Annotated in this window: 15 protein-coding genes and 1 tRNA gene; 5 read left to right on the forward strand and 11 right to left on the reverse strand. The window is 38.0% G+C overall.

Annotated features, from left to right (window positions below):
- Window positions 1–61 precede the first annotated feature (61 nt).
- From SFC32_RS05090 to SFC32_RS05110, 5 genes are all read right to left on the reverse strand, one after another.
- Window positions 62–129 (reverse strand) — tRNA-OTHER (locus SFC32_RS05090).
- Window positions 130–173: 44 nt separating this feature from the next.
- Window positions 174–812 carry a tRNA (guanosine(46)-N7)-methyltransferase TrmB gene (gene trmB, locus SFC32_RS05095; RefSeq protein WP_039695961.1) on the reverse strand — a complete coding sequence of 213 codons (639 nt, stop codon included), beginning with the start codon at window positions 810–812 and terminating at the stop codon, window positions 174–176.
- The gene (gene ccrZ / locus SFC32_RS05100; RefSeq protein WP_374220336.1) at window positions 812–1,609 is read right to left on the reverse strand and encodes a cell cycle regulator CcrZ; all 798 of its coding nucleotides are present in this window, start codon (window positions 1,607–1,609) and stop codon (window positions 812–814) included. Before ccrZ ends, trmB begins: the two co-directional genes overlap by 1 nt.
- Window positions 1,610–1,685: 76 nt before the next feature.
- Window positions 1,686–2,720, reverse strand: coding sequence for an ABC transporter permease (locus SFC32_RS05105; RefSeq protein ID WP_411049353.1), 1,035 nt, complete (start codon window positions 2,718–2,720; stop codon window positions 1,686–1,688).
- A gap of 2 nt (window positions 2,721–2,722) precedes the next feature.
- Window positions 2,723–3,448, reverse strand: coding sequence for an ABC transporter ATP-binding protein (locus tag SFC32_RS05110; protein WP_411049352.1), 726 nt, complete (start codon window positions 3,446–3,448; stop codon window positions 2,723–2,725).
- A 63-nt stretch (window positions 3,449–3,511) separates the two neighbouring features.
- Between SFC32_RS05110 and SFC32_RS05115 the strand changes: the two genes are divergently transcribed.
- Window positions 3,512–3,928, forward strand: coding sequence for an HIT family protein (locus SFC32_RS05115; RefSeq protein WP_411049351.1), 417 nt, complete (start codon window positions 3,512–3,514; stop codon window positions 3,926–3,928).
- Window positions 3,925–4,230 (forward strand): hypothetical protein, encoded by a 306-nt coding sequence (locus tag SFC32_RS05120; protein WP_074603720.1) that lies wholly within the window; start codon window positions 3,925–3,927, stop codon window positions 4,228–4,230. Before SFC32_RS05115 ends, SFC32_RS05120 begins: the two co-directional genes overlap by 4 nt.
- 85 nt (window positions 4,231–4,315) lie before the next feature.
- Here SFC32_RS05120 and brpA read toward each other — a convergent pair whose 3' ends face one another.
- The 6 genes from brpA to SFC32_RS05150 all read right to left on the reverse strand — a co-directional run bounded on the left by brpA (window position 4,316) and on the right by SFC32_RS05150 (window position 9,435).
- Complete coding sequence (gene brpA, locus SFC32_RS05125) at window positions 4,316–5,488, reverse strand: biofilm formation/cell division transcriptional regulator BrpA (RefSeq protein ID WP_074870026.1); 1,173 nt, start codon at window positions 5,486–5,488, stop codon at window positions 4,316–4,318.
- Window positions 5,489–5,498: 10 nt separating this feature from the next.
- Window positions 5,499–6,011: a GNAT family N-acetyltransferase gene (locus SFC32_RS05130; RefSeq protein ID WP_074561332.1), complete on the reverse strand. Its 513-nt coding sequence runs from the start codon at window positions 6,009–6,011 to the stop codon at window positions 5,499–5,501.
- Window positions 6,004–6,447 carry a tRNA (adenosine(37)-N6)-threonylcarbamoyltransferase complex ATPase subunit type 1 TsaE gene (gene tsaE, locus SFC32_RS05135; protein ID WP_074561333.1) on the reverse strand — a complete coding sequence of 148 codons (444 nt, stop codon included), beginning with the start codon at window positions 6,445–6,447 and terminating at the stop codon, window positions 6,004–6,006. The genes SFC32_RS05130 and tsaE overlap by 8 nt, the downstream gene beginning before the upstream one ends.
- Before the next feature lie 175 nt (window positions 6,448–6,622).
- A complete protein-coding gene (locus tag SFC32_RS05140) occupies window positions 6,623–8,044 on the reverse strand; it encodes an NCS2 family permease (protein ID WP_074603728.1) in 1,422 nt (473 codons plus the stop codon).
- Window positions 8,045–8,149: 105 nt separating this feature from the next.
- Window positions 8,150–8,749: a DUF1361 domain-containing protein gene (locus SFC32_RS05145; RefSeq protein WP_074626755.1), complete on the reverse strand. Its 600-nt coding sequence runs from the start codon at window positions 8,747–8,749 to the stop codon at window positions 8,150–8,152.
- 101 nt (window positions 8,750–8,850) lie between these two features.
- Window positions 8,851–9,435 carry a hypothetical protein gene (locus SFC32_RS05150; RefSeq protein WP_411049350.1) on the reverse strand — a complete coding sequence of 195 codons (585 nt, stop codon included), beginning with the start codon at window positions 9,433–9,435 and terminating at the stop codon, window positions 8,851–8,853.
- 86 nt (window positions 9,436–9,521) lie between these two features.
- Between SFC32_RS05150 and SFC32_RS05155 the strand changes: the two genes are divergently transcribed.
- The 3 genes from SFC32_RS05155 to SFC32_RS05165 all read left to right on the forward strand — a co-directional run bounded on the left by SFC32_RS05155 (window position 9,522) and on the right by SFC32_RS05165 (window position 12,628).
- Window positions 9,522–10,337 (forward strand): HAD family hydrolase, encoded by an 816-nt coding sequence (locus tag SFC32_RS05155; RefSeq protein ID WP_411049349.1) that lies wholly within the window; start codon window positions 9,522–9,524, stop codon window positions 10,335–10,337.
- A 328-nt stretch (window positions 10,338–10,665) separates the two neighbouring features.
- A complete protein-coding gene (locus SFC32_RS05160; protein WP_074561342.1) occupies window positions 10,666–11,658 on the forward strand; it encodes a PTS sugar transporter subunit IIB in 993 nt (330 codons plus the stop codon).
- Between the two features lie 166 nt (window positions 11,659–11,824).
- Entirely contained in the window at window positions 11,825–12,628 is an 804-nt protein-coding gene (locus SFC32_RS05165) for a PTS mannose/fructose/sorbose transporter subunit IIC (RefSeq protein WP_411049348.1), read from the forward strand.
- Window positions 12,629–12,633: the final 5 nt, after the last annotated feature.

Genomic DNA, 12,633 nt, shown 5'->3' on the forward strand with positions numbered 1-12,633 from the left:
CCCAAACATTCAGATTTGTTTAAAAAATCAAAGGACGTTTCTTTTTCTATTCAATTGTGTAAGGAGAGGAAGGGAATCGAACCCTAAAAGCCTAAGAATTTCTTACGCCTATCCACTAAGTACCTCTCCAACAGAAGATTAGCAAACTAACTTCTTTTTATAACATCAGCGAATCACTGAAACTGTGCTTCCACACGATAAATGACTTGACCTTTTTTAGAGAATTTTTCTTCATATTCAGTCATGACATTTCCTTCAAAATCACTAGCATGTAAGTCTAACCAAACTTGTTTTAAAATCATGCCGTATTGTGAGAAGCTTGCCAAGCTGTATTCGAACAAGCCACGGTTATCAGTTTTAAAGTGGATTTCACCGTGTTCAGGTAAGATTTGACGGTAAGTATCTAAGAATGTTTTGTAAGTCAAACGACGTTTTTCGTGACGTTTCTTAGGCCATGGATCTGAGAAATTCAAATACATCAAATCAATTTCGCCATCCGCAAAATAATTTGTCAAATCAGAACCATCAACTAGCAACAAACGAACATTTGGTGCTTGACTATCTAAAACTTTATCCAAAGCGTAGCTAAGTACTGATACTTGAATGTCAATTCCGATATAGTTAATATCTGGATTTTGCAAAGCCATTCCTGTAATGAATGCTCCTTTTCCTGAACCAACTTCGATGTGGATTGGGTTATCATTACCAAAGACTTCACGCCAATGTCCTTTTGCTTCTTCTGGATTTAAGATAACATAGTGTGGGTTATTTTCTAAGTGCTCCTCAGCACCCTTACGTTTTCTAACTCGCATTATTTCTTTTTACTAACTAACTCCCTAAATTTTCGTAAGCCGTAAATTTCTTGATTGACGTGTTCCATATCACGTTTGTCAAAACATTTCAAAATCTGTGATAGATATGAAAATTGTCCGTACCAAGCAACTTTACTGCGTACTTTTTCATTGTCTTTATAGCCATAATAATTCAACCACTCACCCCAACGTGTGTAAGGAATGTAGTGACTCAAAAGAAAGGCTACATCGTACATTCGATCCGTCAAACGAACTGAATCCCAGTCAACAAGGTAAATCATACCACTTGTTGTGATAACCCAGTTACTGTGTTTGATGTCCCCATGTACAATGGTCGCAACTTCAGAACGAAATTCTGGTAAGCTACGTTTTAGTTCTTTTACAATACCTTGCAAATACGTATTTTCACGAATTTGCAACGGTGCATTTTTTTCCCAGTCAACCAACAAATCATATGGATTTTCAATCTTATAGTTTAACTGCAACAATTGGTTAACCAATGGTCGTGACTTGTGTAAACGCAAAAGAATATGGACAATCTGTTTACTACCCATATCCTCTTTAGTCAAAATTCTTCCATCAAGCCATTCTTGTGCACTCATTGTATCGCCATTACCAGTGCGACGCACCCACAACAATTGTGGCGCAATCTGCTCTTTAGCAAGAGCTGGTAAAATTGGTGTCGTGTTAAACTTGATAAAGATTTTTTCACCATTCGGATATTGACCAATAAAGGCTTTCCCACTTTTTCCTCGAAGTGGGGTCATTGTCAATTCCTGATCTGATACTGTTGTCACCTGTCTGCCCTCCTTTTCTTTCATATATAATACGTTAATACTTTTCTTCACTTTTATTTTACTTGTTTTACAGCCCCTAGTCAATCATCTTCGCAATTTTGTAAGGAAGATACCATTCTGTAACAATTACAGTAATCAAAATCAAAAGCCCTGCAGCCTTCAAAGAAAAACATAATAACACATCAAGCAAGCAAATCATATAAGATAAAGTTCGTAGTAAAGCCTTTAAATTCGCCATTTTCTGCGTTTCTGAAATGGGGTATAAGCGTGTTAAATATTGATACTCAAAATGTTGAGCAAGTCCTAACAACTGAAACAGTAAAAGATAATTAAAAATTAAAGCAAGTCCAGCTGCTACCAGATGATTTGGAATAAATAACAAAGCAAGAACACCTAATAAAACCAGACGCAAAGTCAAAGCCAGATAATCAGAACTACGAAGAAAGGCCCTGAGATAAAGGTTCGACCACGTTTTATCGTGACGTTTCTTAACCAAACCGAGTATCTTATCTAAGTAAACACGACGTTTGACACTTGCCGAAATTCCCTTAACCGTTGTAAAGAGGGCAAAGAATTTCAAAATAGATTGACGGCGTTTGGTTTCATAAGTAATGGCAGTTTCCCAAGAAAAATGACCATTTCTAAAAAAGACTTTTTCTTTTCTTGCCATAATCACCCACTTGATACCAAGTAAAATTAGCAAAAGTACCGCAAAAACAGGAACTGAGAAACCTAATTTAAATAAAATAGGTGCTAGCAACAAGAAAACAGCTGTTTGTAACACTGCCCAAACACCAAAAGACCGAACTCTAGCTTGGTGAATCCAAGCCACCACTTCTTCTTCCTTTGGCAAATAAAATAGCTTATCTGGTGCCTCAATATAAGTTGCAATTTTACCAAGACTAAGAAGAGCAAGCGTCACAATGACCAAAATGACATCAAGCCACCAATGTTGCTTTGGAAAATGCTTTAATAACTCACCGTATTGGACCATCAAAAAGCCTGATAAGAAAAGCAAGACCAAGACAAAATGATCATTTAAGACATAACGCAAGTATTTCAGACATTGCCCTAAAAAGAGGCTGCGTCGTTTTCGAAAAACTTCTTTCATTTCTATCCCTCTTTAGTTAAAGCCATGTAAATATCGTTCAAACTAGCATCTTCTTTTCCAAAAGCTTGACGCAATTCAGCTAGATTTCCCATTGCACGCACTTGACCATGATGCAAAATCACAAATCGATCACACATTTTTTCAGCAGCATCTAGCACGTGTGTTGACATCAAAATAGATTTACCTTTTGACTTTTCCTGCGCTAGCAAATCCGTCAAATCAGAAATCGCCAAAGGATCTAGCCCCAAAAATGGCTCATCAACGATAAACAAATGAGGATCAATCATAAAGGCGCAGACAATCATAACCTTTTGCTTCATCCCCTTTGAAAAATTAATCGGGAACCACTCAAGCTTATCAGACAAACGGAAAAGTTTTAGCAATTCCTTGGCACGCGCCATCGCCTCATCAAAATCAAGGTCATAAGCCATAGCAACCGTCTCTAAATGCTCACGTAAAGTTAACTCTTCATACAAGCTTGGCGTTTCAGGAATAAAGCCAATCTTTTTGCGATACTCTGCTTGGTTATCAGCCAAAGTCAAGCCGTCAAGCGTAATCTTTCCTTGATAAGGTGTCAAAAGTCCGATAACTTCATTAATCGTCGTTGATTTCCCAGCACCATTTAGCCCAATCAAGCCGACCAACTCACCGTCACCAACTTCAAAAGAAATATTTTTTAAAACAGGGATATTAATGTATCCACCTGTGACATTTTCAATTTTTAACATAAGCTACCCACATTTTTTTGATATAATAATTATAACAAAATCAAAGGATTATAGGTGATTCAAATGGAAAATTGCATCTTTTGTAAAATTATCGCAGGTGACATTCCGTCATCAAAAGTTTATGAAGACGATAAAGTCTTAGCATTCTTAGACATCTCACAAACGACTAAAGGACACACTCTCCTCATTCCGAAAGAACACGTTCGTAACGTCCTTGCTATGTCAGAAGAAACATCACAAGAACTCTTTGCGCGCTTGCCAAAAGTTGCGCGTGCTGTTCAAAAAGCGACTGGAGCTGTTGGCATGAACATCGTCAACAATAACGAAGAAGTCGCTGGACAAACCGTTTTCCACGCTCATGTTCATCTCATTCCACGTTATGCTAACGACGAATTCTCACTTAACTTCACAGAACACGAACCAGATTTTGAAGCTCTTGGAAAATTAGCAGAGCAAATTGCTAAAGAGGTAGAAGCATGAAATTAAGCTCTTTTATCGCCTTAGGCCTAGCTGGATGCGCTGGATTTACAGCTTACCAAGCTTACCAAAAACGCGAAGAGATTAAAGACGATATCGCTGATGCTAACGATATCAGTGACAAAATTGCTGCAGATATTACTAAAATCAACCAAGCGATTGATAATATCAACCAACAATTACCAAAACTTGAAAGCATTAGCCAAGAATTGGACTACAAACGTCGCTTATTTGAACAAGAAAGCAATAGCCGACTTGAACAAATCAAAACGACACTTTCAAAATACCAAGAATTAGAACAATAACAAAAAGTACTGGAAAATTCCAGTACTTTTTGTATGCCTCTCAAATCTAAAATGAAAAGCCGACCAAATAGTCGACTTTTTTATGTTAATATGCATAAGCACTTGCATCTTGTGAATAAGTATCGGTTGAGTAATCACTGTAGCCACCGTTGCTATAATCACTATAACCAGTGTCATAACCTGTGCTATAGCCACTATCATAACTGCTATAATCGCTACTGTAATCACTACTATAATAAGATGAAGTACCGTAAAGATTCTCAGAAAGAACTGCTGTTGTTTTTAATTCTGTGCTTTCTTCTAAACCAAGTTGTTTCTTAATACGGTTTTGCACTTCAAGCAAATGATCAGAACTTACGATTTGGTAAGAAATTTCATTAATCGTTTGTCCTTCACCCTCTAACTGATACGTTTCAATATTTTTTAGAGAGTCCGCATAACCAAGAAGACTTGGAATTGTACTTGATGAAATTTCAACGTTTGTTTGCATGTTCTTACTTACCGCAGAAAGAATTTTCTTGTAAGATGACACACTATCAAGAGCTAAGATTTTCTTAAGCACTTTTTGGATAACTTCACGTTGACGTTGTTGACGACCATAGTCACCTTTTGGATCTTGATGACGCATACGTGCGTATACCAAAGCTTGGTCACCATTAATCTTGTGAGTTCCTGGTTCAATTGATGATGTGTATTCAGGTTCTGTTTCCTCAATTGAGATTGGGAAATCAAAATCATTTGTGACTGTGATACCACCTACGGCATTAACTAAGTCAACCAAACCTTGCATGTTGATTTGCATGTAGTAATCAATCTTAATATCAAGCAAATCTTGGATGGTCATGATAGCCATCTGAGCACCACCTGAAGCATAAGCAGCATTCAATTTAGCTTGAGCACCATTCATATCATTATCTTCAGGACCTGTTAATTCAATAAGAATATCACGTTCAAGACTTGTCATTGTTGTCGTCTTTGTCTTAGGGTTAACAGTTACCAAAATCATTGAGTCACTGTTACCTTCCCAAGTTGAATGACGTTCAGAGTCCCCTGTATCAACCCCCATCAAGAGAATTGAGAAAGGTTTTGTCTGTTTAATAGCGTTGCTACTTGAACCAGACGTCTTGTAATCCTTAAACGTTTTTGAGAGCTCACTTGTCGAGAAATTGTAAGCACTTGTAATATAAACACCTAATGCAACAACTGTTGTCACAACGATTGCTGCTATCATAAGCAGAATTTTTTTTCCGAGTTTCATTTGTTTACTTTTAGTCTATCAACCTACTCATCAAGTAGACGTCAAGAAATTCTCCATCTTTAGTTTTTGCGCCACGTTCTTTAGTAGCTTCAATCTTAAAACCGAACTTTTCATAAAGGTGAACAGCTCTGCTATTTCTAGCCTGAACCGTCAACTCCAAACGACGAATCACTGGCGTGTGGCAAGCCCAATCAAGAGCAACTTCCATAAGAAGCGAACCGAGACCATATCCCCAGTATTTTTCTTGCACAGCAATGAAAATATCGCCGATATGATTAGTTTGTGGTGAGCTAGTGCTGGATACATTTAAAACACCAGCCAACTCTTTACCAACTCTTACGACCAAGCAAATTTCATTAACAGACTCAAGATGTCGCTCCAAGAAAATCTTCATATCTTCTTGTGACAAAATCGTTTCTGCAACCACAAAATCTGTCTCTTGACTAACCTGACTAAGCAAGTCAACCAAGGCTTTGGCATCAGAGAGTTGGGCTTCTTCAACAATTACCTCTTGTTCAGCCACGTTCTATAGCCTCCGAAAGCTCCTTACTTCGTGGGCCATTAGATTGTAACTCAATGTCACGACCATCTCCTGAAGGAGTGATAATGATTTCTAAATAATCGCCAAGTAAATCTTCTTCTAAAAGTTCACCCCATTCGATGACAGCAACACCATCACCATACAAGAAATCATCCAAATCAATAGAATCTGGGTCATTTCCAATACGGTAAACATCTAAATGATAGAGCGGTAAACGCCCCTCGTATTCCCGAACAATCGTATAGGTTGGGCTCTTAATCATCTGATCGATATCAAGGCCCTTTGCGATTCCTTTGGTTAATGTCGTTTTACCGGCACCAAGATTTCCAGTCAAGACCAGAACATCTCCTGCTTGTAATTTTCGACCGAGTCGATAACCATAAGCCATCAACTCATCTTCATTATGACTATAAAACATGAGTCCATTATATCAAAATTCTGCTTACCTTCCAAGTCTCGCCAGTTTTTTCATCGGTAGATTTTATCCAATAGGCTATTAAATTCACTAATGACAAGCTTTCTACCACTTTCACCATACAAAAAAGCCGAAGGTGAGAGAACATACCTTCAGCTTTTTGTCAAAAACTATATTTTTATAAAATAGCCAAGCTAACGAAATTAAGAATGAATAAGAAGTCAAGAACCCACATAACAGCGTGAACTTCTTTTGCTTGACCTTTTACAATTTTAACTAATGTGTAAGTGATGAATCCAGCAGCGATACCGTAAGTAATGCTGTAGCTGAATCCCATAAAGATTGATGTGAAGAATGCTGGAACTGCTTCGCCAAGATCGTCCCATTTAACGTTTTTAAGATTTGAAAGCATCATAACACCAACGATAATAAGAATTGGAGCTGTTGCTTGAGTAGGAACGATTGAAACAAGTGGGCTAAAGAAGCTTGAGATAGCAAATAGTACGGCAACTGTAAGAGCAGTCAAACCAGTACGACCACCAGCACCAATACCTGCAGCAGATTCAACGTAAGTTGTAACGTTTGAAGTACCTGCGATGGCACCTAGTGTAGTACCAACTAAGTCAGAATAAAGGGCACGATCAAGTGCTTTAGACTCTTTGTTTTCACCAGTTGAAGCAATGATACCAACTTTTTCACCAGTACCAACAAGTGTACCGATTGTATCAAAGATATCTGTCAATGAGAAAGCAAGGATTGCCATCAAGACACCTGGAATACGTGAAGCATCTGAGAACAATGAACCAAGACCTTGACTACCGAGAGCTACACCAAAGATTTCTTTCAAATCATTGATTGAAGCAGACAAGTTAGTTGCAGCCCAGTTAACTGAACCAAGATCAACAACACCAATCAAAATACCAACAACTGTTGTTGCAGCAATTGAAAGGATAACACCACCACGAATACCTTTAACGATAAAGAAGATTGAGATAGCAAGACCAATCAATGCAAGAATAACACCTGGGTTGTTAAAAGCGACCAATCCTGGTGTAGCTGATGCGTTAGCTGTAATTGAAGCAAGACCTTTATCAGCTCCAGTACCAGCTACCGTATAAGTACCAGCATCGATAGAGAATTTCAAGAAGCCGGCATTTTTAATACCAACATAAGCAAGGAAAATACCGATACCAGCTGAAATAGCTGATTTCAATGCTGCTGGAATTGATTCAATAATCAATTTACGAACTTTAGTTACTGTAATAACAAGTGAGATAAGTCCGCAGATGAATACCATCGCAAGAGCTTCTTGCCAAGAGTAACCCAATGAAAAGACAACTGTATATGTGAAAAAGGCGTTAAGTCCCATACCTGGTGCTTGTGCATATGGAAGATTAGCGTAGAAGGCCATCATCAATGTACCTACAACAGCACCGATAATTGTAGCAAGGAACACACCTTGTGTAGGCATTCCAGCTTGTGAAAGGATTGATGGGTTAACGAACAATACATATGACATTGCAAAGAATGTTGTTAAACCAGCAGTTACTTCTGTACGAACATCTGTACCATGTTCTTTAAGTTTAAAAAACTTTTCCATTTTTAAATGGTTTCTCCTTTAATAAGGTTAATAATAGTCGCTTTTTTCTTCTATTTCCGAACGACTTATATATTTTACCAAAAGATTGTTCAGTTTTCAATAACTTTATTTAAAATTTTCACGATCTAAAAAAATAAGACATAAAACCTGCAAAAAAGTGAAACCAAGCACGAAATGAATAGCATTCCAGCTAACCACGTTCAAGATTTCATCAATCACTAGACCGGGTCTAGTGAAAATATCCCAAGAATTTAGCCTTGCATAACGTCCAATATGAATCGCAAAACTCGAAACAAAAGATAGAATTAGGATAAAAAACATTCGGATATAATAATTTTTCAACTTAAAAGTCACCACAATGTTCTTCACACTTTCAATGCCACATAGAACCCCAAATAAAATACTAGACACATACAACATGTACAGAATCAAGCTAGTTTTATTCCATAAAACCGAATTAGTAAAATTCATATGAACAATATCGGTTAGCATATAAAAGGTGTTCGGATAGAAAAACAACCATAAGAGACCACTTACCCATCTCATCACTTTGTGTTTTGTATAATAGGAAAGAAGTGAAAAATCAAGAGCTAGCAGCGCCAGAAACATGTTCCATACCAGATCTGGACCTTGCAAATGGTAGTAATAAATGCCAAACGAAATGATTCCAAAAAAGATGTGAATCAAAACATTCTTTTTAACCATATTTTCTCCCCCTTTCTTAAGACTTATTATAGCAAAAAAGCCCTAAAATTACCCCTTAAAACAAGTAATGGAGACGAGAATAACTCGCCTCCATTTTTCTACTAATCATTATCAAGAACAACAAACATCATGACTTGAACGACCATCAACCCAAGAATAAAAGGCATGTTAATCGTCGATAAAGCTTTCGCCGCTTCTTTAAAGATATTTAAGTGTTGGTTAATAATCACTTTCCATGTAATGCCTAATGTTCGGAGTACCTGAAAAAGCAAGCTAGCAAAGAATGCTACTCCCATCACAAAGAATACTTGAATATACTGATTTAACTTCAAAGGTTTTAAAATCATTCGCAAACTTAGTGTCCCTGCAACCAATGAAAATACTAGCACTGCCAAATAAATCATAAATGATGTCATCCCGTCAGCTGACCATAAAACAGATGTTGCCCATGACCTATCTGCCACACTGAACAAGACATTTAAATTATTCGGGTAGAAAAAACACCATAAGACAAATGCTGCCACTCGTAGAACAATGTGTTTAAAATAAAAAAAGAAAAATCCCATTTCCACTGTTAACAATGAAAATAGCACATCATTCATCAGCCCATTACTGTCTGCATGAAAGAAAGTAATGCTTAAAATAATCCCTAAAGCAAACACATGACTCCAAAAAATTTTATACATTAGCGTAACCTCATTTTTTATTAAAACCATTATATCATACCTACTTTTCTTTTTCTTTGCCACTCTTTTTTGTTATAATAACACCTATGACAAAGAAAAAAATGATTGCTCTTGATTTGGATGGTACACTGCTGCGCAGTGACAATACCATCTCAGATTATACTGTTGATACGATTAAAAAAATACAAGAAAAAGGTCACAAGGTCGTTATTGCGACAGGTCGCCCATACCGTATGGCTCTTGAGCACTACCGTCGCTTACAACTTGAGACACCTATGATTACCTTTAACGGTTCCTTGACACACCTTCCCGAAAAACAATGGGACTTTGAACACAGCGTCACTATCGATAAACAATACCTGCTTGATGTCCTAGACATCCAAAAAAGTATCCAAGCAGACTTTATCGCTAGTGAATACCGTAAAAAATTCTTCATCAGTGCCGATAATCACGACATCATCAATCCACAACTTTTTGGTGTCGATAAAATCACCGATAAAATGACACTTGATGTAACAAAAATTACCGAAAATCCAAATGGTCTTTTGATGCAAACTCATCACGAAGATAAATACGCTCTTGCCGATGAAATGCGCAAATACTTCAACCACGAAATCGAAATTGATTCATGGGGAGGACCGCTTAATATCTTAGAATTCTCACCTAAGGGCATCAACAAAGCTTATGCTCTCAATTACTTACTAAAAACTCTAAATATGGGCCGAGAAGACTTGATTGCCTTTGGTGATGAACACAACGATACCGAAATGTTGACCTTCGCCGGTACAGGCTACGCCATGAAAAATGCTAGCAACGTACTCCTACCATTTGCTGACAAACAAACAGACTTCACCAACGAAGAAGACGGTGTTGCGAAAGAATTGGCGAAAATTTTTCTATAAATTTCTGAAAAACTTCTTTTTAGGAAGTTTTTTCTTTTTTTCATCGTTTTCAAAACATTTTCATAGATTTTACAACAATCATAGCGTATTATCCGAACATTATTTTGTGTTTTATACAATTTAATCGCTTTATTTTGCGAGTTTCTGAAAATTTTTCATGATTTCTGTTATTTTTTCTCAAAAAGCTATTGCATTTTTTGTGAAAACGTTTTACAATAATATCGTTCTTAAAATTTCCTTGGAACGGAAAAGAATTGCCGGACTTGTCCGGAAGGAGATTATTCTTTTTTGTTTCAACGAAAAATAATCATAAGGAGGAAGAACAAGAATGGGTATCGGTATTATTATTGCCAGCCATGGTAAATTTGCTGAAGGTATTCATCAATCAGGTTCTATGATCTTTGGTGACCAAGAGAAAGTTCAAGTTGTAACTTTCATGCCAAGCGAAGGACCTGATGATTTATATGCACACTTCAACGATGCTATCGCACAATTTGATGCTGATGATGAAATCCTCGTACTAGCTGACCTTTGGAGTGGTTCTCCATTTAACCAAGCTAGTCGCGTAATGGGTGAAAATCCAGACCGCAAGATGGCTATCATTACAGGTCTTAATTTGCCAATGCTTATCCAAGCCTACACTGAGCGTATGATGGACGCAAATGCAGGTGTTGAACAAGTTGCCGCAAATATCATTAAAGAGTCTAAAGACGGTGTTAAAGCACTTCCTGAAGAACTCAACCCAGCTGAAACAGCTGCTGCAGCGCCTGCCGCACAAGCTGCTCCTCAAGGTGCTATCCCTGAAGGAACTGTCATCGGTGATGGTAAACTTAAAATCAACCTCGCTCGTATTGACACACGTCTTCTTCACGGACAAGTTGCAACAAACTGGACACCAGCTTCTAAAGCTGACCGTATCATCGTTGCATCTGACACTGTATCTAAAGATGAATTGCGTAAAGGCTTGATCAAACAAGCAGCACCAAACGGTGTTAAAGCAAACGTAGTTCCAATCAAGAAATTGATTGAAGCTTCTAAAGACCCTCGTTTTGGTAACACACACGCACTTATCTTGTTTGAAACACCTCAAGAAGCTCTTGAAGCTATCGAAGGCGGTGTGCCAATTAAAGAACTTAACGTTGGTTCAATGGCTCACTCAACAGGTAAAACAATGGTTAACAACGTATTGTCTATGGACAAAGATGACGTTGCTACATTTGAAAAATTACGTGACCTTGGCGTAACATTCGATGTTCGTAAAGTCCCTAATGATTCTAAAAAAGACTTGTTTGATCTAATCAAAAAAGCAAACGTTCAATAATTTTTGAATCGAGCTTTCGGCAGGGCAAAAAAGAAAGCGTTTCTATAAAGGGCTTTCACCTGTCGTGAGAATCAAACTTTCCTGTTTTTATCCAAAACATGTAAGCCTTGGTTTCTGGCTTACAATTGCACATTGAAAACTTTTATAAACGAAAGGAACTAGAATAATGTCAGTTATTTCTATTATCTTAGTCATCGTTGTTGCCTTCTTTGCAGGTCTCGATGGTATCCTTGACCAATTCCAATTGCACCAACCACTTGTTTCTTGTACAATGATTGGGCTTGTAACTGGTCACTTGACTGCAGGTATTATCCTTGGCGGTTCTCTACAAATGATCGCTCTTGGTTGGGCTAACATTGGTGCCGCTGTTGCACCAGATATCGCTCTTGCAGCGACTGCCGCTTCAGTAATCATGGTTAAAGGTGGAGACTTCACTTCTAAAGGTATTGGTGTTGCAACTGCCGTTGCTATCCCACTTGCCGTTGCAGGTCTTGCTCTTACTATGGTTGTTCGTACAATCTCAGTTGCGGTTGTTCACACTGCTGACGCTGCTGCTGCAAAAGGTAATATTGCTGCTGTTGAACGTGCTCACATGTTTGCACTTCTTCTTCAAGGTATCCGTATTGCCCTTCCTATCGCACTTCTTCTTGCTCTTCCAACTTCAACAGTACAAGGTATGTTGAACGCTATTCCTGACTGGTTAGCAGATGGTATGACTCTTGGTGGTGGTATGGTTGTTGCCGTAGGTTATGCTATGGTTATCAACATGATGGCTACAAGCGAAGTATGGCCTTTCTTCGTACTAGGTTTCGTATTTGCAGCTGTTTCTGACTTCACACTTATCGCCCTAGGTGCTATCGGTGTTGCTATGGCTCTTATCTACCTTAACCTTTCAGAAAAAGGTGGAAACGGTGGTGGAACTGTTTCAGGTTCTGGTGACCCAATCGGCGACATCTTGGAAGACTACTAGAAAGG

This window comes from Streptococcus sp. TATVAM-FAB8, from assembly GCF_046592795.1.
GTDB classification, from domain to species: Bacteria; Bacillota; Bacilli; order Lactobacillales; family Streptococcaceae; genus Streptococcus; species Streptococcus ruminicola.